The following is a 21,791-nucleotide window of genomic DNA, read 5'->3' as shown; positions in this document are numbered from 1 at the left end:
TGCTCCGTTTTATCGGAATTTCAGTGTTTGGCCGGTTTGCCGAGTTGCTGTAACCAGTGCATCGCAGCGAGCAATGCAAAGCTGATGAGCGATAGCAGCAGCGCCACCACAACCAGCGTTGGCTGCAAGCGATCCCGCAGGCCCGAAAACAGCATGACCGGCAAGGTTGTTGATTCCGGCGAGGCCAGAAAAAGCGCCGCAACTACTTCATCAAAGGACGTCGTGAAGGCAAAAAGAGCACCAGCCATAAAGCCAGGTGCGGCAAGCGGCAGGGTAACGGTCATGAAGCGATGACGACGCGATGCCCCCAGCGAAGCCGCAGCCCGGTCAAGATCCGGATCGAGCCCGCGCAATGATGTCATCACCGAAAGAAATACCAACGGTGCGGCAAGAATGGAGTGGGCAAGCACCAACCCCATATAGCTGCCGGATAGTCCCATGCGACCGAAGGAATAGGCGAAGGCCACACCAATGACGATACTGGGAACAACCATCGGCGACACAAACAGCGCCGTTAGAACGGTTTGCAGCCAGCGGTTAAGGAGCATGACGCCGGTGGCCGCCAAACCGCCCACCAAAAGCGCAACCACCGTCGTACCGATTGCCACTTTCAAACTATTGACGAATGAGCGTACCCATTGCTCCTGCGCAAAAACTTCATGGAACCATTTCAGCGAGAAGCCTTCCATCGGATAGGTCAGGAAAGAGCTCTCATTGAAAGCCAATGGCATGATCAGCACCAGTGGAACGATCAGAAAAGCCAGTGCAAACAAAGTCGAAGTCCAGAAGATGATACGGGACATCACGCGATCCCTCCCCTGCGATTTGCAAGCCAGCGAAGCGCGCCAAAAAGCGAGACCAGCATCACGACGATAGAGAGAAGCAGCACCGAAAGCGCCGAGGCCATACCCCAGTTGAGAGCGCGTTTGACAAAGTCTGCTATGTAGAAGGATAGCATCTGGTCTTTTGGGCCGCCCGTAAGTGCCGGTGTGATATAGAAACCAAGTGCAAGGATGAACACCGTTCCCGCCGCAACGCCGACACCGCGCAAGCTCTGCGGAAAATAAACGCGCAAGAAAGATTCCACCGGACCTGCACCGAGACTGCGGGAAGCATCAACCTGCGATTTGGGGATTGTCCGCATCACATTCATCATCGGAATGATGGCAAATGGCAGCAGCACATGCGTCATGGCAACGATGACGCCGAAACGGTTGAAGATCAGCTGCAGCGGTTCCTTTATCAAACCGGTCCAGAGCAGAAATGTATTCAGAACACCCGAAGTTTGGAGCAAAATCACCCATGCGGTTGTGCGCACGAGGATAGAAGTCCAGAAACTCATCAGCACGGCGACCAGAATAAATGCCGCCATTTTGCGCGGGGCGTGCAAGGCCGCATAAGCCAGAGGATAGCTGATCAACAAGGTGACAAGAGTGACCTGAATCGCGATGGTCAGCGTTCGCCACATGATCTGAAGATATATGTCGTCGCCGCCAGTCTCGAGTCTGCCTTCCTCATTCACTTTGAGGCCGGTGGCTCGTTCGAAATGACGAAAGCTTATCCTCTCGGAATTCTGCGCTATGACCGTCCAGTATTTTTCTTCGTTCCAGCGTGGATCAAAACCTGTAAGTCCAGCGAGTTCGGGCTCTATCGTATCCGCCGCGCGGGCCGTCTTGAGGAACAGCGTTCGAAAGCCGCTTAGTTCCTGATTGAGTTCGCGAGCAACGGCCGCCTGCCGACTACCATCCATCGCCCGCATATCGGCCACAAGAGCCGCAGCCTGGGCATTTCGATCTTGACTGTCCGCGCTGCTGAAATTCACCAGACTGCTAGACAGTTCCCGATTGTCGAGACTGATCGAAATGACCGAACCTATCGGCACCAGATAGAGAAATATGTAAATGACAAGCGGCACAGCCAGGCAGACAAGTGCTGCCAGTCCGCTGCCGCCCGGCTTGCGGGACGCTGCAATCATTCTGCTTACCTTTTGGGGGCTTCTGCTCCGGCAGATTAACCGCCGGAGGCACTCAACAAGGAGTTTTTGGCAGCCGAAACTTTACTGGGTTGCCCAACGGTTCCAGCGCTCGGTCAAGTCATCCAAATGTTCCACCCAGAAAGAGTCGGAATAAAAGGCTGCATCCTTGATATTATCGGCTGCTGGCAGTTCCTTAAGCATTTCCGGCGTCAGGGATTCCGCCGCCTTGGTGTTGGATGGGCCATAGGGCATGAGAGAAGAAAACTTGGCCTGGTTCTGCGGATCATTGACGATCTTGAACAGATCGTTGATCCTATCCTTGTAAGGCGAGCCCTTGACCATCGCCCAGCCATCCATGTTCACGAGGTGGTTTTTCCAGACAAATTCGATAGGTTTGCCTTCCCGCTTGGCCATGACTGCGCGACCATTATAGCCAGTGGACATGGCGACATTGTTGGAGGCGAGCCATTCGATAGGCTGGGCGCCGGATTCCCAAAATTGCAGCAGATCCTTGATCTTGTCGAATTGCGCAAAGGCGCGATCCACGCCTTCGGGCGTTGCCAGCACTTCATAGACCTTATCCGGGGCCACACCATCGGCCATGAGTGCATATTCGAGATTCATGCTCGGACTATTACGAATGCCGCGCTTGCCGGGAAATTTTTCGCGATCGAAAAAGTCCTTCCAGTCCTGTGGGGGCTGCGGAAAGGTTTTGGAATTATAGGCATAGCCATTGCCTATCACCACATTGCCGACACCGCATTCGGTCGCAGCGCCCGGCAATAGATTGTCCTCGCCAATTGCCTTCCAGTCGAGCTGTTCCAGCAGACCCTCATCGCAGGCAAGCTGAAGTTCCGAACCGCCCATGATCAGAAAATCCCACGTGACATTGCCGGTATCGACCATGGCCTTGATTTCAGCCAGACCGCCCAGATAAGTCGTCTCGACAATGTTGACACCCAATTTTTCGGCGATGGATTTGAAATAGGCTTCACGCTGGGCGTCCTGATAATTGCCGCCCCATCCTGCAACGGTGAAATCTCTGGCCATTGCAACGGCGGAAACGGACGTCATAACAGCACAGATGGCTGCAATTTTCATAGCTCTCATGATGATTCCTCCCAAAATCCCGAGACATTGTTCCCCACGCTTGATCGGTACTGATAGGCCTATTCTTTCTTGCGATCTGTACGTGTTTTGCCAAAATTATGATCATATTAAATTTTTTGTCAAATATTTTTAATGCTATTAAATTACAGAGCATAGTTTATAATCGCTCAAGTTGAGTCTCTGCGAGGGTGGGAAATGTCGACGGAACTGAATGTCCTTGATCCGCAAAGTGATGCTGTTCAGGTTGGCGAGACATTGCGCCTCCGTCGACAGATGCGAGGCATGTCGCTGAAACAGGTGGCGGAACCAGCCGGGATATCCGTCGGCATGTTGAGCCAGGTAGAGCGAGGATTGGCAGCTCCCTCAATCAAGACCCTGAGAGCCATTTGTTCGGCAATGGATATGCCGGTCAACTGGCTGTTTCATCGTGACAGCGACTCTGAAAATCAGGCCAACGGATATATCGTGCAGCGTAATAGCAGGCGCTTCCTTACCTATAATGACGGCGCGCTGATCAAGGAATTGCTGACACCTGACACTCAACCGCAAATTCAGATGCTTCGCTTTCTGATGGAACCTGGCGCAGATTCAGGTGAGCCCTATTCCAACACGGACGGGGGCAAATGCGGACTGGTTCTACAGGGAACGCTCGGACTTGAACTCGACTCACGCCAGTTTGTCATCAATACCGGCGACAGTTTCGCGTTTCCCGCACGGGCCATGGTTCGGTTCTGGACGATAGGTGACAGTACCTGCGAGGTGATATGGGTGGTTTCGCCTGCAACGGTTTGACATAGACAAAACAGATAAAATCAAAGCGCGGTGCGTTCGCGTTGAGCGACAGGCCCGTTGTTTAAACCACCGTAGAGTTGAATGTGGGCCACCGTGGAAAACTAAATAAGGAGAAGTTCCGTCAAGGTAGGAAGCCTTGATGTTAGACGCAGTCAGTCCTCCCCAGCAGATCTCGCCGAATTGGCTCAGGGCTTCGGTCTCATGAGTCCCCTATTTATGCCGACCGCACAATGATGCTGTCGATCATGTGGCACTTCGATCCCGCTCCACCAGTTCGGCCAGAGTCTTAAAGCATTGCCTCGAAAACGTCGGTCTTGCCCCAGCGTCGCCTTGAATCAAAAAGCGATTCCGCATTCAACATTTGCCCACGAGCGCTAGATAAGCCAGAAGATGACTACGACTACCAGCGTTGGCGGTATAGCTGCGACCAGCAGGCCGAGCGGGTTGACTGTCTCGTCCTCAAAATGACCCCTGAGGATTGAAAGGCCTGCCGGATTGGGTGCATTGGCGATCACGGTTAGGCCACCGCCGGTGACGGCTCCTGCAACAAGAGCATATTTGAACTCGTCCGTCAGACCTTCGACCAATGAGCCCAGATAGGTAAGCGCCGCATTGTCGGTAACAGCTGTCAGCACCGTCGCGCCAAAATAGATAGCGTCGGAATTCATGCTCATCAACAGCGGCTGCAGCCACCATTGCTGCTGTCCACCGAGCACCACGAGACCTCCGAGGAAGAAGGCGACCAGCAATCCCTCACGCAGCATCAATCGATCCACGCCCGGCGTCAAGCTCATCTCGCGTGCTTCCTACGAGTTCCAGTCTGCAGCGGTCGGAAGCCCCTTCGACTATCCTTTGTCGAGCCGACTGGACGAAAACGATTCCATCCTCGTTTTCGACAAGGCTTTCGTACCTTGGGAAAACGTTCTCGCTTATGGCGATGTCGAACGCAGCAGCACCTTTCTTGTCCGCTCCGGCTTCATTCCGCGTTTCACGCTGCACGGCATGACCCGTCTCGCTGTGAAACTCGATTTCATCGCCGGGATGGTGCTGAAGGCGGTCGAAGCAACCGGCGTCAAGGATTTCCGTGGGGTGCAGGCACAAGTCGGCGAAATCATTGCCTGGCGACATCTGTTCTGGTCTTTGACCGAAGCGATGATCGCCAACCCTACATCGTGGGCGGGTGACACCATGCAGCCGAACACCGAAGCAGGACTTGCCTATCGTGTCCTGGCACCTCTTGCCTACCAGCGCATCAAGGAGATCATCGAAAACAATGTCGCAAGCGGTCTGATCTACGTAAACTCAAGCGCGGCTGATTGGAAAAGCGGCGAAATCCGCCCTTATCTGGATCGCTACCTGCGCGGCTCCCACGGCATTGAGGCTATCGACCGCGTCAAGCTGATGAAGCTCCTATGGGATGCTATCGGCAGCGAGTTCGGCGGGCGTCACGAGCTATACGAGCGCAACTATGCGGGTAATCATGAGGATACTCGCATCCAAACGCTCATGCATGCGCAAGCCACCGGTCTAGCCGGCAATTGGCGCGGATTCGTTGAACAATGCATGAGTGAATATGACGTGAATGGGTGGACGACCCCCGACTTCATTAACCCCGACGACATTAGCCTAATCGGTCGCGGTTAAAACACTTGTCTGGCACAAACATACAGCTGTGCCAGACATCTTGGAGGTTGTCATGACTGATGTCTCACCTGAAGCAATGCGCAAGACGCTCGGCCGGTTCTGTACTGTTGTCACCGTGATCGCGACACAATATGAAGATGGAATCCATGCCATGACGGCGAATGCCTTCATGTCTGTCTCTCTGGATCCGCCTCTCGTTCTTGTATCCATTGATAAGCGCGCCAGAATGCGAAAACATCTCGACCGGCCAGACTGCGTCTTCAGCATCTCGGTATTGGACTCAACACAGGAATCCATTGCTTGGCATTTTGCCGGCCGTCCGTTCATCGATGGTGAAAAAGCACTTGAAATCGGCGAGAATGGCTTCCCGTTCGTTGTTGGCGCCATCGCCCATGTAGGGTGCAGCCTTGAACAGGCACATGACGCTGGCGACCATATACTCTATATCGGGCGCGCCAGGTTGTGCGTTTGCTCACTAGGGGGCTGGATGGCTTTGTTGCTGAGGATGCTGCCGTTCTGCATGCTGGCCTGGTGTCGGAAGCCTATGTAACGGTCGATGACACCGGGGCCCGTCATGCGCGTGATAACTTCTATACCACCCATATTGGCGGCGAGCATTTTACCGTCTTTCGCACCACGAAAACAAAATCCCGCCTGAACTTCCTGTCGCTCTTGCGCGGCAATTACCAGGATTATGTGCTTAACGATGCTGCTTCTGATTATCTGAAGACGCGACATGGCGTGGATCCGACAGTCATCGCCAGGCTGCAAACACGCACACCTCAACGCTTTTGCAACCAGGTCCCCTTTCTGGAACACCTGGCGCAAAAAGGTGTCGACATCTTCGATAAGGACATGGTTCGGGCCGTCGCGGAAGCGGGCATCTGGGGTTCTGTTCGCCACCACGGCCTGCTGGGCAATGCCGTCATTATCTCCGACGATGCCGGCCAGTTCCGGGTTGGCAATCATGCGCTGTGCTGGGTGCATGCGGAGCGACTGCTGCAAAAGCTGATGCCGGCGACGCCACAGCACGTCCGGTGGGTGGAAAATATACGCGATCTCATTTGGAGCTTCTACAAGGCGCTCAAGGCATTCAGGCAGAAGAGCCCCTCACCAGGATCAATCAGCGCTTTCCGGCAACGGTTTGACCGCATCTTCTCTATCCGGACGGGTTGTGTGGAGCTGGACAAGCTGTTGGCACGCCTGCTACGCCGCAAGGAAGAACTGCTCAAGGTTCTCGAACGCCCGGAAATTCCGTTGCACACCAACGCGTCCGAGAGCGATCTGCGCAGCTGCGTCACCAAACGCAAGATCTCGGGTGGCACAATGAGCAAAGAGGGGCGCATTGCCCGCGATACCATGCTGGGCCTTATGAAGACCTGCAAAAAGCTTCGGCTTTCCTTCTGGCATTATCTCGGCGACCGGCTTGGTATATCCAGTCAACAAACAGCCATTCCGGAGCTTGCAGGCCTCATTATCGCCAAGGCCTGATCCCACTTACTTACGACGGCCAGGCTTTGAGAAAGGCACCACCCGACCTGCTCTTGCTGGTGCTTCATCCATAATATGACCACCTGTCACGCTCAGTAATGATGGTGAAACATTCCACTGTTTGTCGTCATCCGTGTGCACCGTCACCGTCTTGCGATTGCGACGAATAACAAAGCCTCGAACCATCGTACCATCTGGCCCTTCAAACATCACGCCACTGCCGATCTTGATCTCCTGCAGCACAGCGGCTGTCTTTTGTTGATGGAGAAACTGCAATCGTTCAACGATGTGCCGGTTCAATTCCATCAGCGTGGCTTCATCAAGACTATCAATATCGAGCTCGGTAATCGGCGTCTTCTTCATCGTGCAATCTATACGACCTTCTTGGGCAAAAGGAATTATGGTAGATTGCAACTCACCGTGCAACTGCACAACAAAATGGCACCGCCAACGGATATGCCCCGCTTACCTCCGCTTAGTAAGCGGGGCAGGTATGGTGGCAGTGCCATTTTACCGGGCAATTGCACGCAGTATCGCAATCTATCATAATCCGGTCTTTGACAGAAGATTGCTTACAATTGCATTTTGAAGAAGGCGCGGATGATAGAGCTCGATATTGATAGTTTGGATGAAGACATGTTGACGGCACTGAACCGTCGCATCGTTGAGCGATTGCAGTTTCTCCATCAACAAAAGACAGCCGCTGTGCTGCAGGAGATCAAGCTCGGCAGTGGCGTGATGTTTGAAGGGCCAGATGGTACGATGGTTCGAGGCTTTGTTATTCGTCGCAATCGCAAGACAGTGACGGTGCACACGGATGACGACAAACAGTGGAATGTTTCACCGTCGTTACTGAGCTTAACGGGCGGTCATATTATGGTAAAGCACCAACAAGAGCAGGGCAGGTGGTCCCATTCTCAAAGCCTGGCCGTCGTAAGTAAGTAGGATCAGGCTTTTGCGATAATGAGAGCTGCAAGCTCCGGGGTCGTTGGCCGTTGAGTGGGCACGCCAAGCCGGTCGCCGAGGTAGTGCCAGAAGGAAAGCCCGAGTTTCTTGCAGGTCTTCATAAGACCCAGCATGGTATCGCGGGCGATACGTCCATCCCGGCTCATGGTGCCGCCGGAGATTTTTCGTTTAGTGACGCAGCTGCGCAGATCATTCTCGGAAGCATTGGTGTGCAACGGGATTTCTGGTCGTTCGAGAACTTTCAGCAATTCCTGTTTACGACGCAGTAAGCGTGCCAGAAGCTTATCCAGATCAGTATATCCGGTGCGGATGGAAAAGATCCGATCGAACCTGACTTCAAGGGCCTGAGCTGCACGTCGGCTGGGACTTCGGGCAAAGTCTTTCAAAAGCTTGTAAAAGAGCCAGATGAGTTTGCGCAGCATTTCGACATGTTCCATCTGCTGTGGTTTTGCTGGCATCAGCTTGTGCAACAAGCGTTCAGCATGCACCCAGCACAGGGCATGGTCTCCCACCCGGAACTGCCCCGCATCGTCAGAGACAATCACCGTATTGCCCATAAGCCCGTGATATCGGATAGCTCCCCATAGACCAGCTTCGCTGACAATTCGAAGTACATCTTTGTCGAAGATATCAACGCCGTTGCTGAGCAGATGCTCAAGAAACGGCACCTGATTGGGAAAGTGCTGTGGTTTGCGGGTTCGCAAGAGCGCTATGATTGCAGGATCGGTGTTACGGGCCAGCAAATAATCAAAAGCCGCATCGTTGAGAACATAATCCCGGTAATTACCGCGTAGCAGAGCGAGAAAGTTCAGCCGTGATTTCGTCTTTGTGGTTCGAAAGACGCTAAAATGCGCGTTGCCGATATGAGTAGTATAGAAGCTATCGCGGGCATGTCGGGCACCGGTGTCGTCGACCGTCACATAGGCGGCTGACACCAGACCAGCATATAGAACTGCCGCATCTTCAGCCACAAACCCATCCATCTTCTTTGTCAGCAGACGAACAACCTGTCGTTTCGAGATGTCCACGCCGATATCGTTCAACAGCGTCGATAGTCGTTCCATCGTCACCTGGCCCTGTGCGTGCAGCATGAAACAGAGCCGCCGCAGATTAGGTCCGTAACCTCCGACGATTCCTGTAGGCAGCGGCGCAAGAATTGTTTTACCGTCCGGTGTCACCCAACATTCGCGCCGGTAATGAATAATCTCAGCGCGCAAAACCACATCCCGAACGTAACAGCTTTTGTAACCTTTAAAGCGTGATCCAGCCGGAGCATTGGCATGAAGAACAACATCACGGTCAACGCGTTCGACATCCCGTTTTGGTCCACGTGGTTTCTTTTTGCTTGGCTGTTTATCCTGCGCCTTCGCGTCTGTGGCCTTGTCCATGCCTGACGGTTTGAACGGTGGTCGTGGTGGCAGGTTTTTCAGCCGCGCAATTTCATCGCGAAGCAGTTGATTCTCGACTTTAAGCTGGGTGTTTTCCAGACGAAGCTCGGCATTCTCCTTACGGAGTGCTGCATTCTCAGCTTCCAGTCTCTCAAGCCGAGCCTCTGCATGTTCTGCTTTCTCAACCAGACCTGTGACCAGACTGCGCAACGCATTCAGTGAAAGCGTATCAGCATGCTTGGGCGAGGGAAGCGTTCTCTTCGGCATCTCAACAGAGAATCATGATTTGCCAAAATCAGGAATCCCATAGGCATGAAATATCGATGCGAAACTCGCGATATGCACAGTGTTTGATATTTCTGACTTCGACTCAAAATCAAAAGAACTGCCAACAAATATGCCCCGGTTACCTCCGCTTACCCCTAGGAGGCGAGAAAATGTCTCCGGGCATCCTATTGAAAAATATAGCCATCTAAAATCACGCTAAAGCAAAATGACAATTAGCTTTCGCTAGTCTGACGGTCTGAATCGGCTCTTTAGGAAGATTATTTTGGTGCTGCAACGGCCTGCAGGCGACGAAATAGGCAAGCACTTTTGACAATCTGGATGCTACCCTGATTTGGTTAAGAAATCTATCCCGCACCAAGTGGAAAACCACATTAGAGCGCATCCCGAAAAGTGTGAAACGGTTTTCGGAAAAGATGCGCGTAAAAACAAATGATTAGAGCGCCGATCTGATTCAATCAGATCGAAACGCGCTCTAACAGCGACAAAAATCAAATGTGTTATTGCAGACTGGCTTTCAGTCCTGAAATCCAGTCTCTCATCTCGAACCTTGAACCGCCGGCCGGATAAGATCGCTATCGCCTCCCGAAGTCTGTTCCCCTTCCTGATACACAAGCTCAAGGCCGGCGCGTTCATTTGGGGCTTGGGCCCGCCATAGCGTAATTTCATGTCGCACACTGCCGCCTTGAACGATCTAAGAAAGCTCGACATGGCTGAACACCGTTACGGAGCTTCGGGACAAGACTTCCATAAGTACAATGGTCGCCCTCCCCCGCAAGCAATGCAGCCCCCCACCATTCATGCTTCGAGACACAGGTACAGCGGATGGCCAAAAACAACCAAGTAAACCATCACCCGCAATCGCCCTAAAAATCAAAGAGACGCAGGGTCGAGATAACGAGCTATCATATGCCCGAAACCAGTCTAAGTCATTCGCGCCAGCGCATTTCCGATTGCGACACTCTGGAAAGCCGCGCATGGTTCAATTTCCCCGACCAGCAACAGAACTAAAATCGACCCCGTTCGGCTCCGATCTTATCGACCCGACATCGGAATATTGCCATCGAGGTTCGCGCCACGCAGAATCGGTTGAATTCTCTGACCGGCTGGAGAAACCGCCCTATTCCCGTGTGGAAATAGACTCTTCTCGATTGAAATTTCGCAGCCGATGATATCCTTGAATTATAGACGGCCGACTAAAACGTATAAAACATCATAAAAACAATAAGATAGAGCCATGCCGGTAGAATCGATAAAATTTTGCTTAGTTTTAATGTCCGCGCTAACTCTTTGTTAATGCGACTGCCTCTTGCGATAGAATAAGAATCGGACATAATGACGGTATTTAGGCGGTAACAGTTCCAATGCCGTCACTAGGGATCCCAAGTAATGAATATCGCAAATCCAGCAGCGGCTTTGTCGTTTGACGACATGATACTATCGCAAGGGCGCGAGATTTCTCGCAAGCTCAATCTGCTGCGTCACGAAAACTTTCCGCCGGATGCGCGCAAAAGCATGCTGCGCCAGTTTTCGATGGCCGAGGCTGCTTATTTCCTTGGTGTCTCTCCGAGCAATCTCAAGAAACTACACCTGGAAGGCAAAGGTGTCGAGCCAACCATTCTGACAGGTGGCCGCCGTGCCTATAGCGTCGAACAGATTCAAGAACTGCGCCAATGGCTTGACCAGAACGGGCGCGCCGAGGTGAAGCGCTACGTTCCGCATCGCCGCGGTAATGAAAAACTTCAGGTCATCGGCGTCGTCAACTTCAAGGGTGGTTCCGGCAAAACCACCACAGCTGCGCATCTGGCGCAACATATGGCTCTGACCGGTCATCGCGTGCTTGCAATCGATCTCGATCCGCAGGCTTCGCTTTCGGCCCTGCACGGCATCCAGCCGGAGCTGGATGAATTTCCGTCACTCTATGAGGCTATTCGTTACGACTCCGAAAAAAAGTCCATTCGCGAGGTTATTCGCCGGACGAATTTCCCCGGTCTCGATATCATTCCGGCCATGCTGGAGCTTCAGGAATATGAATATGATACGCCACTCGCCATGCAGAATGGCGGTGAGGGCAAAACGTTCTGGAACCGTATCGCGCAGGCTCTCTCCGATGTGGATAGTGACTATGATGTGGTCGTCATCGATTGCCCTCCTCAGCTTGGCTATCTGACACTAACGGCACTCTCTGCTGCAACTTCCGTCCTGATTACTGTTCACCCGCAGATGCTCGACCTCATGTCGATGTCGCAGTTCCTCCTGATGCTTGGCGACATTCTGAAGACCGTTCGTCAGGCAGGTGGCGCGGTGCAGCTCGACTGGTTCCGCTATCTGATCACCCGTTACGAGCCGACCGACGTTCCCCAGGCACAGATGGTCGGTTTCATGCAGAGCATGCTCGCCTCACATATGCTGAAGCATCAGATGCTGAAATCAACCGCGATTTCGGATGCTGGCCTGACCAAGCAGACGCTTTACGAGGTTGAGCGTTCATCGATGAATCGCGGCACCTATGATCGCGCCATGGAAGCCATGGAAGCGGTCAACGCCGAAATTCGCGGCCTCATTCACGAGGCATGGGGGCGTTAGACTGCCGTCTAAAGCGGCGAATATTGAATAAAATCAGGTCTCTGACCGGTTTGAGGACATGAGAATGGCAAGAAAGAACATATTTGAAAGCGTTATGCGGGACGAACCGGCTGCCGAACAGGCTTCGCAACCGGTTGAAAACGTATCGCGCCGGTTCGGTGCCGCCAAGTCTCTGTCCGCTTCGATAGACGAACTCGCGAAACAGGCTGCCCAAAACCTCGACGGGGAAGCCATCGTCGAGCTTGATCCCGCCAATCTGGACGTTTCCTTCGTAGCGGACCGCCTGCCTGAAACGAATGACGAAGAATACCAGGAACTTCTGGAAGCCATCCGCGAGCGCGGACAGGACAGCCCTATTCTCGTGCGTCCGCATCCCGAGACCAGCGGCCGCTATATGATCGTTTTCGGTCATCGCCGCGCGCGAGTGGCCGGGGAACTGGGTATCAAGGTTAGGGCGGTCATCAAGCCCCTCGCCGATCTGGAACATATATTGAGCCAGGGTCAGGAAAACTCCGCCCGAGCTAATCTGAGCTTCATTGAACGTGTTTTCTTTGCGGCGCGCCTCGAAACGCTCGGCTTTGAACGTGAGGCCATTCAGGCAGCACTGACGGTCGATTATCAAACCCTGTCGAAGATGCTGACCATTCCGAAGGCCATACCGGAGCATATTCTTCTCGCCATCGGCGCAGCGAAGGGCATTGGGCGTGACCGTTGGCTGGAACTGCGCAAGCTGATCGAAATCCCCGGTAAAAAGGATGCCGCAGAAGAGTTGCTGGCAACATCGGCATTCGAAAATGCATCATCCGTTGATCGCTTTGAGCAGCTTTACGGCTATCTGAAGGGCAGCAAGCAGAAGAAGCCCGTCACCAAGGCGGCTCAGCGGCCCGGAAACAGCTGGACGGCTTCAGACAAGTCGGTCAGTGCCATTATCAAACAGAATGGCAAATCGGCTACATTGGCGCTTAGTGCTGCCAACGGGCCTCGTTTTGCCGATTGGCTTTCTCGCAACCTGGATGAGCTCTATGCGTCATTCCAAAGTGAGGAGAAGTAAGTAAGCGTAACGAACGATGGCAGTTGCCGTGGTTCGATTGTGTAGCGTTCAATAGTAAGTGTGTTTGCGTCGAAACTGTTCAGGAAGAGGAACGAGACAGCAAAAGAAAAAGGCCCCCAAACGTCGCCGTGTGGAAGCCCTTCTCATTGGTTTAGCAGCTAGAGAATCGCAAATCCACGAATCACTGTCAAGTGTAATTAGCGTCATTTCGGCGGGTGGATTTCTTTTGCCTTGTGGAAGGTGAAAGAAAATGGAGATTCAATTGGCCTCGACGCCGTTTGGCAGTCGAAGGATGACGCTTGCCTTGTTGGCAAGTCAACAGAACACACAGCAGATCGCACCGGGAACGGTTGCCGATAAATGGCAACTGCATCGCTGGCTGTGTGAAGCAAAGACGCATTTCAATCTGAATGATCGTTCTCTGGCGGTTCTTTCGGCGCTTTTATCATTCTATCCGGAAGCGGAACTGAATGCGCAGAGCAGCCTGATTGTGTTCCCGTCCAATAAGCAACTGGCATTACGTGCCCATGGCATGGCAGACGCAACCTTGCGCCGTCATCTGGCAGCGCTGGTCGATGCCGGTTTCATCCTTCGACAGGACAGCCCGAATGGCAAGCGCTATGCGCGTCGTGCCAAGGGTGGAGACGTGCAGATTGCATTCGGCTTTTCACTGACACCGCTCTTGGCCCGTGCCTGTGAACTGGAAACAGCTGCAGAGCAGGTGAGGGCCCAAAAGACAGCGTTACGTGAAATGCGCGAACGCCTGACCTTGCTGCGCCGTGATATCACCAAGCTTGTTGAATTCGCCGCTCAGGAGAATCTTGCCGGTAACTGGCAGGACATCCATCATCGTTTCCGCCTGATCGTTGACAGCATTCCGCGTCGTGCAGAGCATCGAGAACTGGTAGCGCTGGTCGAATCCTTGCTGCGCATTCGTGCGGAAATCGATAACGCATTGAAACTTCATGAAAATGTTAAAAAATTGCACGCCAATGAATCTCAAAATGAGCGGCAGCAAATTGAATCGAATCCAGATTCCCATTTTGAAATGGCAACGCCTGATTTTATCGACCAGCGCCTAAAAGACATCACCAGCGCTCCAGTTGAGCCAACGGTTTCGCTCGACATGGTGCTTCGTTCCTGTCCAGAGATCACGGCCTATGCCCTTTCATCCATCCGACATTGGCACGATTTGGCCAATACGGCAGAGAAAGTACGCTCCTTCCTCGGGATCGATGGAAAGCTCTATGATCTCGCAAAGAAAACGCTGGGAACACATAATGCATCCATCGTGATCGCTTATATCCTGCAGCGCTATGAGCAGATTCAGTCCGCTGGTGGCTATTTGCGAATTCTGACGGAAAAGGCTGCCAATGGCTCATTCTCGATCAGACCAATGCTTATGGCAGCGCTGAATGGGCAAAATCGTTAACCATAAAGCTCAATCAGACTGACAAAACCAAAGAGCCATTTAGATTTCGTATCGTTCATGAAGCCCAAGGAGATCAACTGATCCTGCATCAACAGCAAAATGAACAGGGAAGCCAGAGAAGTAAGCGGGGCAGGTATGGTGGCAGTGCCATTTTACCGGGCAATTGCACGCAGTATCGCAATCTATCATAATCCGGTCTTTGACAGAAGATTGCTTACAATTGCATTTTGAAGAAGGCGCGGATGATAGAGCTCGATATTGATAGTTTGGATGAAGACATGTTGACGGCACTGAACCGTCGCATCGTTGAGCGATTGCAGTTTCTCCATCAACAAAAGACAGCCGCTGTGCTGCAGGAGATCAAGCTCGGCAGTGGCGTGATGTTTGAAGGGCCAGATGGTACGATGGTTCGAGGCTTTGTTATTCGTCGCAATCGCAAGACAGTGACGGTGCACACGGATGACGACAAACAGTGGAATGTTTCACCGTCGTTACTGAGCTTAACGGGCGGTCATATTATGGTAAAGCACCAACAAGAGCAGGGCAGGTGGTCCCATTCTCAAAGCCTGGCCGTCGTAAGTAAGTAGGATCAGGCTTTTGCGATAATGAGAGCTGCAAGCTCCGGGGTCGTTGGCCGTTGAGTGGGCACGCCAAGCCGGTCGCCGAGGTAGTGCCAGAAGGAAAGCCCGAGTTTCTTGCAGGTCTTCATAAGACCCAGCATGGTATCGCGGGCGATACGTCCATCCCGGCTCATGGTGCCGCCGGAGATTTTTCGTTTAGTGACGCAGCTGCGCAGATCATTCTCGGAAGCATTGGTGTGCAACGGGATTTCTGGTCGTTCGAGAACTTTCAGCAATTCCTGTTTACGACGCAGTAAGCGTGCCAGAAGCTTATCCAGATCAGTATATCCGGTGCGGATGGAAAAGATCCGATCGAACCTGACTTCAAGGGCCTGAGCTGCACGTCGGCTGGGACTTCGGGCAAAGTCTTTCAAAAGCTTGTAAAAGAGCCAGATGAGTTTGCGCAGCATTTCGACATGTTCCATCTGCTGTGGTTTTGCTGGCATCAGCTTGTGCAACAAGCGTTCAGCATGCACCCAGCACAGGGCATGGTCTCCCACCCGGAACTGCCCCGCATCGTCAGAGACAATCACCGTATTGCCCATAAGCCCGTGATATCGGATAGCTCCCCATAGACCAGCTTCGCTGACAATTCGAAGTACATCTTTGTCGAAGATATCAACGCCGTTGCTGAGCAGATGCTCAAGAAACGGCACCTGATTGGGAAAGTGCTGTGGTTTGCGGGTTCGCAAGAGCGCTATGATTGCAGGATCGGTGTTACGGGCCAGCAAATAATCAAAAGCCGCATCGTTGAGAACATAATCCCGGTAATTACCGCGTAGCAGAGCGAGAAAGTTCAGCCGTGATTTCGTCTTTGTGGTTCGAAAGACGCTAAAATGCGCGTTGCCGATATGAGTAGTATAGAAGCTATCGCGGGCATGTCGGGCACCGGTGTCGTCGACCGTCACATAGGCGGCTGACACCAGACCAGCATATAGAACTGCCGCATCTTCAGCCACAAACCCATCCATCTTCTTTGTCAGCAGACGAACAACCTGTCGTTTCGAGATGTCCACGCCGATATCGTTCAACAGCGTCGATAGTCGTTCCATCGTCACCTGGCCCTGTGCGTGCAGCATGAAACAGAGCCGCCGCAGATTAGGTCCGTAACCTCCGACGATTCCTGTAGGCAGCGGCGCAAGAATTGTTTTACCGTCCGGTGTCACCCAACATTCGCGCCGGTAATGAATAATCTCAGCGCGCAAAACCACATCCCGAACGTAACAGCTTTTGTAACCTTTAAAGCGTGATCCAGCCGGAGCATTGGCATGAAGAACAACATCACGGTCAACGCGTTCGACATCCCGTTTTGGTCCACGTGGTTTCTTTTTGCTTGGCTGTTTATCCTGCGCCTTCGCGTCTGTGGCCTTGTCCATGCCTGACGGTTTGAACGGTGGTCGTGGTGGCAGGTTTTTCAGCCGCGCAATTTCATCGCGAAGCAGTTGATTCTCGACTTTAAGCTGGGTGTTTTCCAGACGAAGCTCGGCATTCTCCTTACGGAGTGCTGCATTCTCAGCTTCCAGTCTCTCAAGCCGAGCCTCTGCATGTTCTGCTTTCTCAACCAGACCTGTGACCAGACTGCGCAACGCATTCAGTGAAAGCGTATCAGCATGCTTGGGCGAGGGAAGCGTTCTCTTCGGCATCTCAACAGAGAATCATGATTTGCCAAAATCAGGAATCCCATAGGCATGAAATATCGATGCGAAACTCGCGATATGCACAGTGTTTGATATTTCTGACTTCGACTCAAAATCAAAAGAACTGCCAACAAATATGCCCCGGTTACCCAGAGAACTGTGGCCTAAGCGGATTGTTTGGCAGCGTCTTTCAGCGGTGTGATCGATTAAATAATCACTGAACTTGGCGCTTCATAACGGCAATTGACGCCAGGGCTATAAGGCGAATGCCGGAACAGCTTACGAAGGATTGACGCTTTTAAGCTTGATGTAGTCAGCAGGCTTAAAATCAGTCCGGTGTCTGAAAGCGACGGCGACGTGAACGGCGGCGAGGGCGCAATGCAGTCAGGTCTTGTGTTTGATCGACCTTATGACGCGGGGGAGGCGAAAGAAGGCGCATGATAAAAAGGATGCAGCACCCGATGGTGAATATCCAGAATATCTCATCGGTGAGATCGTTAATCATGTCCCAATCCAGAGCAAACCGCTTGTCCGTTTCCGTGACGCGCGAAACAATATTCGCAGATAGATACCGTCTTGTGAAACCGTGGCCAAGTCACGAAGGCGTGCTTTATAGCCGCGCCGGTCCCATTCCAACATCCCAGTCCTATGGGCAGTCTTGTGGATGGCTGGAAGGCGCTGGTCGCGAACTCCGCAGCGATCTGCGATAGGTTGGTCATGCTGCCTTTTACGATCCATTGTTCCGGCCCGGTGCTCGCGGCTGAATTTCCAGACCGGCAAAACATTCTGAACTGGTCACTGACACGTCCGGGTTTCGTCTCGGCGCAGTCCGTCGCCTGGCTGGAAGTGCGCAATGACGATCTGACGCTGGATGTCGATCCGGCAGTCTTATTGCAGGAAAGACTGGCACAGGCCGGTTATGGCGAAGCGGTGCAGATGATGACCTCGCGTAGCGTGCAAAAGCATCATGTCGCAACGCGGCGCTCCGGCGAAGCACATGCCGCCTGCCTAGCCACTGTCGGCCTGTCGAATGCGGGGAGGGTTGGTGAACTCTCGCAGTTGAAGATGCCAGCCGGAACCATCAATCTTCTGGTTCACATCAACAGGCCCTTGTCGGTCGCCGCCCATATAGAGGCGATGTCGATTGCAGCCGAAGCCCGCACCGCTGCCATTATCGAACTTGGCCTCACTGTCGGCGGCAGAGCTGCAACGGGCACCGGAACGGATTGCATCGCCGTTTCAACTCCACATGGGCAGACTGGAGAGGCGCCATCATATGCTGGCTTGCATACGGATATCGGGGCCGCCCTCGGTGGTGCGGTTTATGACGCAGTGTCCGAAGGCGGCAGGCTCTGGATGAAAGAGCAGGGCTTCTGATCTTTCAGATTTCTGCGGCCGCCCCTTTCGGCTTCAGACGCAGGATAAGCGGCACCAGAACAAGGGCGACAATCGGGAAGACCAGCCAGTTGATGGTTTCCCAGCCTGAAGAATGCAGCAGCGAGCCTGCAAAGAACGAAGCGCAGGCCACGGTGCCGAACATGATGAAATCATTGGCGCCCTGTGCCTTGCCGCGTTCCGCCGGTGTGTGGCAGTCGGTCACCATGGCGGTCGCGCCGATAAAGCCGAAATTCCAGCCGATGCCGAGGAAGATCAGCGCACCCCAGAAATGGCCGACATCAAAGCCGCCCAATGCAATGATGGCGGAGAATGCGATCAAAACCAGACCGAGCGCGGTTATCTTTTCCTTGCCGAAACGGGTGATGAGCTTTCCGGTGAAGAAGCTTGGCGCGAACATGGCGAGCACATGCCACTGGATGCCAAGGGCTGCATGATCAACGGAATGGCCATGGCCGACCATGGCGATGGGCGCAGCCGTCATCACGAAAGTCATCAGCGCATAGGAACAGACACCGGCAGCCACCGAAAGAATGAAGCGCGGCGAACGGAGAATTTCGCCAAGCGGGCGGCCTGTATCATGGATAGCGTTCGGATCTTTCCGGATTTTCGGTGCGCGCAGCATGAAAAGGACGGGGAGGGCGAGGAGCCCCAGAACCGCCTGGCTGAGGAAACTGCCTGCAAACATCGCACCCGGAATGGTATCGCGTGTCCAGATGACGAGCTGAGGCCCGACGATTGCCGCAACGAGCCCACCCACCATGACCCATGAGATGGCGCGCGCCTTCATGTCGCCGGTTGCCGCATCGGTGGCCGCAAAACGATAGCTCTGAACATAGGCGGCGTAGAAACCGGCTGTCAGCGTGCCCAGACAGAAGATGACGAAGGAGGAGGCAAAAATACCTGCGGCTGCGATCACACCTGCCGAGGCGCCGACAAGCGCGCCCAGCATATAGGCATTGCGGCGTCCGAATTGGCGCATGAAGAAAGCGGCAGGCAGCGTGCCGAGCGCAAGGCCGAGATTGAACAGGCTGACGGGAAGCGTAACGAGCGCCGGATCGGAAGACAGTTTCTGGCCCACCAGACCACCAAGCGAAATCACGATGGGCGGGCTGGAAGCACCCAATGCCTGTGCAATCGTCAAGATAATAATATTGCGCCGTGCGGCCGTCATGTCGGTCATCGCCAACCCCTCAATGGAAGAAACCGGGGTGGTTTTATCGGAAAGCGCATTTGCCAGCAAAATTATTCTATGGACCGGGTAAAAAATTCCCGGCAGGTTTCCGCAGTGGCTAGACCTAATGCAAGTGTAGTGACAATGTCGTCCGGCTGTCATCAAGTGCTTCTAATTTGCAACTCCACTGTTCGATAGGAGCCAGCAATGTCAGAGAATCTTTCCCAGCAAAGTCTGTTTAAGACCAGCCAGTTGGAAGAAGCAGATGCCGACCCGCGCAATCCGTCCGATAACCCAACCATGGGCGAAATAATCAGCCGCCGCTTTTCCCGCCGTGGCTTTCTGCGCGGATCCCTCGCTGTCTCGGCTATTGCGGCAACGGTCAGCCCGCTCGCCCTCATGAGTGCCGGTGATGCGCGCGCCGCATCCGGTTCGGCCTTTTCCTTCAAGGAGGTCGAGGCCGGTGTGGATGCCCATCATCATGTCGCGGAAGGCTATGATGCTGATGTGCTTTTGCGCTGGGGCGACAGGCTTTTCGCCGATGCGCCGGAATTCGATCCGACCAAACAGTCAGCCGAGGCGCAGGCGCGCCAGTTCGGCTACAACAACGATTATGTCGGCTATATCGCCATTGAGGGTTCGCCCGAACATGGCTTCCTTGTGGTCAATCACGAATATACCAATCCGCACCTGATGTTCCCTGGCCTCGTCAAGATCGTCGACGGCAAGGTGGAGCAGGCTCCGCTCTCGAAGGAACAGGTGGATATCGAAATGGCTGCCCATGGCGGCACGATTGTCGAAATCCGCAAGCAGGGCGGCAAGTGGCAGCCGGTGCTCGACGGTGCAAACAACCGCCGCATCACCTCCAATACCGAGATGGCGCTGAGCGGTCCCGTGGCCGGTCATGATCGCGTCAAGACCAATGCCGATCCATCCGGCACCAAGGTTTTCGGCACTGTCAACAATTGCGCAGGCGGCGTCACGCCGTGGGGCACCTACATCATGGCCGAGGAAAACATCCATGGCTATTTCATCGGCGAATTGCCGGAAGGTCATGCGGAGACAGCCAATTACAAACGCATGGGCATTCCGGAAGGCGCTTATGAATGGGGACGTTTCTACGACCGTTTCGACGTTTCCAAGGAACCGAATGAACCGAACCGCTTCGGCTGGATTGTCGAGGTCGATGTGTCCGATCCGAACTCCGTGCCGAAGAAGCGAACCGCGCTTGGCCGTTTCAAGCATGAAGGGGCGGAATCCATCGTCAACAAGGATGGGCGTGTGGTCTTCTATCTGGGTGACGACGAACGCTTCGACTATGTCTACAAGTTCGTGACGGCGGGCAAATTCAACCCGGATGATCGCGCTGCCAATATGAACCTGCTGGATGAAGGCACGCTTCACGTGGCCAAATTCCATGAGGATGGCAAGGTGGAGTGGATGCCGCTGGTGTTTGGCCAAGGGCCGCTGACCGAGCAGAACGGCTTCAAAAGTCAGGCCGACGTGCTGATCGAAACCCGCCGCGCGGGCGATCTTCTCGGCGCCACCAAGATGGACCGCCCGGAAGACGTGCAGCCGAGCCCGGTCAATGGCCGTGTTTATGTCATGCTCACCAACAACACGAAGCGCAAGGACGATCAGGTGGATGCCGCCAATCCGCGCGCCAAGAACGCCTTCGGCCATATCATCGAGATCGAGGAAGACGGGCAGGATTTTGCCGCCACGACGGGCAAGTGGGAAGTGCTGCTGAAATGCGGCGATCCAAGCGTGGCCGAAGTTGGTGCCAGCTTCTCCACCGATACGACGCGCAATGGCTGGTTCGGCATGCCGGACAACGCTGCCGTCGACAGCGCTGGTCGGCTTTGGGTCGCAACCGATGGCAACAGCAACAAGGATACAGGCCGCACCGACGGGCTTTGGGCAGTTGACACCGAGGGCGATGCGCGCGCGACCTCGAAACTGTTCTACCGCGTGCCAGTGGGGGCAGAGATGTGCGGTCCGCTGTTTGCACCCGATGATGAGACGGCTTTTGTTGCCGTACAGCATCCGGGCGACGGCGGCGAGGATTGGGACGGTCATGGCCGTCCGTCCTATTACGAGGACCTATCCACCCGCTGGCCGGACTTCAAGGACGATATGCCGGTGCGGCCTGCCGTGGTGGCAATCACGAAACAGGGCGGCGGCAAGATCGCTGTCTGACACAGCATGTCTCCCGAAGTTGGAAACCGGTTTCGGGTAAAGACAT

17 protein-coding genes and 3 pseudogenes are annotated in these 21,791 nt (G+C 53.9%); 11 read left to right on the top strand and 9 right to left on the bottom strand.

The features are described from left to right. Positions 1 to 20: 20 nt before the first annotated feature. The 3 genes from MKS82_RS24835 to MKS82_RS24825 form a co-directional block, all read right to left on the bottom strand. Positions 21 to 803 carry an ABC transporter permease gene (locus MKS82_RS24835; protein WP_109989740.1) on the bottom strand — a complete coding sequence of 261 codons (783 nt, stop codon included), beginning with the start codon at positions 801 to 803 and terminating at the stop codon, positions 21 to 23. Beyond that, positions 803 to 1,975 carry an ABC transporter permease gene (locus MKS82_RS24830; RefSeq protein ID WP_109989741.1) on the bottom strand — a complete coding sequence of 391 codons (1,173 nt, stop codon included), beginning with the start codon at positions 1,973 to 1,975 and terminating at the stop codon, positions 803 to 805. The genes MKS82_RS24835 and MKS82_RS24830 overlap by 1 nt, the downstream gene beginning before the upstream one ends. 81 nt (positions 1,976 to 2,056) lie before the next feature. Beyond that, on the bottom strand, positions 2,057 to 3,085 hold the full coding sequence (locus MKS82_RS24825) for an ABC transporter substrate-binding protein (protein WP_109989742.1): 1,029 nt from the start codon (positions 3,083 to 3,085) through the stop codon (positions 2,057 to 2,059). Positions 3,086 to 3,280: 195 nt separating this feature from the next. Here MKS82_RS24825 and MKS82_RS24820 point away from each other — a divergent pair, with 195 nt between their 5' ends. Further along, positions 3,281 to 3,877: a helix-turn-helix domain-containing protein gene (locus MKS82_RS24820; protein ID WP_109989743.1), complete on the top strand. Its 597-nt coding sequence runs from the start codon at positions 3,281 to 3,283 to the stop codon at positions 3,875 to 3,877. A 374-nt stretch (positions 3,878 to 4,251) separates the two neighbouring features. Here the strand turns inward: MKS82_RS24820 and MKS82_RS24815 are convergent, their stop codons facing one another. Continuing rightward, entirely contained in the window at positions 4,252 to 4,671 is a 420-nt protein-coding gene (locus MKS82_RS24815; protein WP_240579452.1) for a putative Na+/H+ antiporter, read from the bottom strand. Between MKS82_RS24815 and MKS82_RS24810 the strand changes: the two genes are divergently transcribed. From MKS82_RS24810 to MKS82_RS24800, 3 genes and pseudogenes are all read left to right on the top strand, one after another. Continuing rightward, positions 4,640 to 5,521 carry a 4-hydroxyphenylacetate 3-hydroxylase C-terminal domain-containing protein gene (locus MKS82_RS24810; protein WP_210205222.1) on the top strand — a complete coding sequence of 294 codons (882 nt, stop codon included), beginning with the start codon at positions 4,640 to 4,642 and terminating at the stop codon, positions 5,519 to 5,521. The genes MKS82_RS24815 and MKS82_RS24810 overlap by 32 nt on opposite strands. A 52-nt stretch (positions 5,522 to 5,573) precedes the next feature. Then, entirely contained in the window at positions 5,574 to 6,071 is a 498-nt protein-coding gene (locus MKS82_RS24805; RefSeq protein WP_240579451.1) for a flavin reductase family protein, read from the top strand. Continuing rightward, positions 5,975 to 7,012, top strand: a pseudogene (locus MKS82_RS24800) (IS66 family transposase); the annotation flags it as partial. The gene MKS82_RS24805 and the pseudogene MKS82_RS24800, both read left to right, overlap by 97 nt. Before the next feature lie 6 nt (positions 7,013 to 7,018). Here the strand turns inward: MKS82_RS24800 and MKS82_RS24795 are convergent. After that, complete coding sequence (locus tag MKS82_RS24795; RefSeq protein WP_094574737.1) at positions 7,019 to 7,375, bottom strand: hypothetical protein; 357 nt, start codon at positions 7,373 to 7,375, stop codon at positions 7,019 to 7,021. 237 nt (positions 7,376 to 7,612) lie between these two features. Here MKS82_RS24795 and MKS82_RS24790 point away from each other — a divergent pair. Next, positions 7,613 to 7,953: pseudogene (locus MKS82_RS24790) on the top strand (hypothetical protein). A 6-nt stretch (positions 7,954 to 7,959) separates the two neighbouring features. On the opposite strand, the gene MKS82_RS24785 reads toward MKS82_RS24790, so the two are convergent. Continuing rightward, positions 7,960 to 9,633, bottom strand: coding sequence for an IS66 family transposase (locus MKS82_RS24785; protein ID WP_240578209.1), 1,674 nt, complete (start codon positions 9,631 to 9,633; stop codon positions 7,960 to 7,962). A 1,407-nt stretch (positions 9,634 to 11,040) separates the two neighbouring features. On the opposite strand from MKS82_RS24785, the gene repA reads away from it, so the two are divergent. The 4 genes and pseudogenes from repA to MKS82_RS24765 all read left to right on the top strand — a co-directional run bounded on the left by repA (position 11,041) and on the right by MKS82_RS24765 (position 15,303). Then, on the top strand, positions 11,041 to 12,237 hold the full coding sequence (gene repA, locus MKS82_RS24780; protein ID WP_109989903.1) for a plasmid partitioning protein RepA: 1,197 nt from the start codon (positions 11,041 to 11,043) through the stop codon (positions 12,235 to 12,237). A 64-nt stretch (positions 12,238 to 12,301) separates the two neighbouring features. Continuing rightward, a complete protein-coding gene (gene repB / locus MKS82_RS24775) occupies positions 12,302 to 13,288 on the top strand; it encodes a plasmid partitioning protein RepB (RefSeq protein ID WP_109989904.1) in 987 nt (328 codons plus the stop codon). A 250-nt stretch (positions 13,289 to 13,538) separates the two neighbouring features. Then, positions 13,539 to 14,720, top strand: a complete 1,182-nt coding sequence (repC, locus tag MKS82_RS24770; protein ID WP_109989905.1) for a plasmid replication protein RepC — start codon at positions 13,539 to 13,541, stop codon at positions 14,718 to 14,720. A 242-nt stretch (positions 14,721 to 14,962) separates the two neighbouring features. Beyond that, positions 14,963 to 15,303 (top strand): annotated as a pseudogene (locus tag MKS82_RS24765) (hypothetical protein). Positions 15,304 to 15,309: 6 nt separating this feature from the next. On the opposite strand, the gene MKS82_RS24760 reads toward MKS82_RS24765, so the two are convergent. Continuing rightward, on the bottom strand, positions 15,310 to 16,983 hold the full coding sequence (locus tag MKS82_RS24760) for an IS66 family transposase (protein WP_240578209.1): 1,674 nt from the start codon (positions 16,981 to 16,983) through the stop codon (positions 15,310 to 15,312). A 322-nt stretch (positions 16,984 to 17,305) separates the two neighbouring features. Next, positions 17,306 to 17,482, bottom strand: a complete 177-nt coding sequence (locus MKS82_RS24755; RefSeq protein ID WP_176038438.1) for a hypothetical protein — start codon at positions 17,480 to 17,482, stop codon at positions 17,306 to 17,308. Positions 17,483 to 17,625: 143 nt separating this feature from the next. Between MKS82_RS24755 and MKS82_RS24750 the strand changes: the two genes are divergently transcribed. Then, complete coding sequence (locus MKS82_RS24750) at positions 17,626 to 18,354, top strand: adenosylcobinamide amidohydrolase (RefSeq protein WP_240579449.1); 729 nt, start codon at positions 17,626 to 17,628, stop codon at positions 18,352 to 18,354. A gap of 4 nt (positions 18,355 to 18,358) precedes the next feature. Here MKS82_RS24750 and MKS82_RS24745 read toward each other — a convergent pair whose 3' ends face one another. Continuing rightward, complete coding sequence (locus tag MKS82_RS24745; protein ID WP_109988324.1) at positions 18,359 to 19,555, bottom strand: MFS transporter; 1,197 nt, start codon at positions 19,553 to 19,555, stop codon at positions 18,359 to 18,361. Between the two features lie 198 nt (positions 19,556 to 19,753). Between MKS82_RS24745 and MKS82_RS24740 the strand changes: the two genes are divergently transcribed. Continuing rightward, positions 19,754 to 21,745, top strand: a complete 1,992-nt coding sequence (locus MKS82_RS24740) for a PhoX family protein (protein WP_240579448.1) — start codon at positions 19,754 to 19,756, stop codon at positions 21,743 to 21,745. Positions 21,746 to 21,791: the final 46 nt, after the last annotated feature.

It is taken from the genome of Ochrobactrum sp. A-1, from assembly GCF_022488005.1.
In the GTDB taxonomy this organism is placed as follows: Bacteria; Pseudomonadota; Alphaproteobacteria; order Rhizobiales; family Rhizobiaceae; genus Brucella.
The sequence above is the reverse complement of the archived record's forward strand: the minus strand, read 5'-3'. Positions and strand labels throughout refer to the sequence as shown.

Bases quoted from the DNA above. Each gene is read 5' to 3' on its own strand.
- MKS82_RS24835 (WP_109989740.1), bottom strand. From the start codon at position 803: ATGTCCCGTATCATCTTCTGGACTTCGACTTTGTTTGCACTGGCTTTT.
- MKS82_RS24830 (WP_109989741.1), bottom strand. From the start codon at position 1,975: ATGATTGCAGCGTCCCGCAAGCCGGGCGGCAGCGGACTGGCAGCACTT.
- MKS82_RS24825 (WP_109989742.1), bottom strand. From the start codon at position 3,085: ATGAGAGCTATGAAAATTGCAGCCATCTGTGCTGTTATGACGTCCGTT.
- MKS82_RS24820 (WP_109989743.1), top strand. From the start codon at position 3,281: ATGTCGACGGAACTGAATGTCCTTGATCCGCAAAGTGATGCTGTTCAG.
- MKS82_RS24815 (WP_240579452.1), bottom strand. From the start codon at position 4,671: ATGAGCTTGACGCCGGGCGTGGATCGATTGATGCTGCGTGAGGGATTG.
- MKS82_RS24805 (WP_240579451.1), top strand. From the start codon at position 5,574: ATGACTGATGTCTCACCTGAAGCAATGCGCAAGACGCTCGGCCGGTTC.
- MKS82_RS24795 (WP_094574737.1), bottom strand. From the start codon at position 7,375: ATGAAGAAGACGCCGATTACCGAGCTCGATATTGATAGTCTTGATGAA.
- MKS82_RS24785 (WP_240578209.1), bottom strand. From the start codon at position 9,633: ATGCCGAAGAGAACGCTTCCCTCGCCCAAGCATGCTGATACGCTTTCA.
- repA (WP_109989903.1), top strand. From the start codon at position 11,041: ATGAATATCGCAAATCCAGCAGCGGCTTTGTCGTTTGACGACATGATA.
- repB (WP_109989904.1), top strand. From the start codon at position 12,302: ATGGCAAGAAAGAACATATTTGAAAGCGTTATGCGGGACGAACCGGCT.
- repC (WP_109989905.1), top strand. From the start codon at position 13,539: ATGGAGATTCAATTGGCCTCGACGCCGTTTGGCAGTCGAAGGATGACG.
- MKS82_RS24760 (WP_240578209.1), bottom strand. From the start codon at position 16,983: ATGCCGAAGAGAACGCTTCCCTCGCCCAAGCATGCTGATACGCTTTCA.
- MKS82_RS24755 (WP_176038438.1), bottom strand. From the start codon at position 17,482: ATGATTAACGATCTCACCGATGAGATATTCTGGATATTCACCATCGGG.
- MKS82_RS24750 (WP_240579449.1), top strand. From the start codon at position 17,626: ATGGGCAGTCTTGTGGATGGCTGGAAGGCGCTGGTCGCGAACTCCGCA.
- MKS82_RS24745 (WP_109988324.1), bottom strand. From the start codon at position 19,555: ATGACCGACATGACGGCCGCACGGCGCAATATTATTATCTTGACGATT.
- MKS82_RS24740 (WP_240579448.1), top strand. From the start codon at position 19,754: ATGTCAGAGAATCTTTCCCAGCAAAGTCTGTTTAAGACCAGCCAGTTG.